Source organism: Alcanivorax sp. HI0083, assembly GCF_001635175.1.
Genome location: NZ_LWFX01000726.1, coordinates 1 through 629, shown reverse-complemented (window position 1 = coordinate 629; position 629 = coordinate 1). Strand labels below are relative to the sequence as shown.

Below are 629 nucleotides of genomic sequence, written 5' to 3'. Positions count from 1 at the left end.
TTGCCAGCCAAAGAACCTGTTTGCCCGGTGCGGGCCAGCGCCCAGAGCTTGCGGCCACCTTTAAGGACGCCAGCGGTTTCCAGTTCAAAGCCGGAGCGCTCGGTGAGGTCCCGGTAAAACTCCAGGATCTGCCGGGGCTGAACCACCTTGAAGCGGTTGCTCACTACGGACAGAGGCGCCTGATTATCTGATCGGAACAGCACCTTCTGATCCGGGAAGGATGAGATCTGTCCCAGGGATCCAGCCTCGCTGCTAATGAAGCGAACAGGAGTCTCACGGATCTCCCAGTCCATGCCGGCTTCCTGCATCCAGACATTGAGGGGCTGTTGGGCGGCGAGCTGGTTGCCCAGCCCGTGCCAGGGGGTGCGGCCTGCATAGGCCATGCTTTCGACAAGATGTGCCATGGTAAATCTCCAAGAAAAACGGTGAGCCCGAAACGGGCGGATTGGCGAATGAGAAGAGGGGGTGAGTCAGGGGTAGAGCAAAAGCAGAAGAGTGAAGGCTTAGAGCCAGCCACGCTGGGCCAGGCTGACCCACTCGGAGCGGGACACGACGAAGTGATCCAGTACCCGTACATCGATCAGGGCCAGAGCGTCCTTGAGTCGGGTGGTGATGGTGCGATCAGCCTG

Annotated in this window: 2 protein-coding genes; both read right to left on the bottom strand. The window is 59.9% G+C overall.

Translation table 11 applies throughout. From position 1 onward, the window contains the following. Positions 1–404, bottom strand: a 404-nt coding sequence (locus A3754_RS07135) for a DUF932 domain-containing protein (RefSeq protein ID WP_156496880.1), incomplete at its 3' end; no start/stop codon positions are given. A gap of 99 nt (positions 405–503) precedes the next feature. Then, positions 504–629: JAB domain-containing protein (locus tag A3754_RS07130; RefSeq protein ID WP_304439818.1), on the bottom strand; the 126-nt coding region annotated here is incomplete at its 5' end.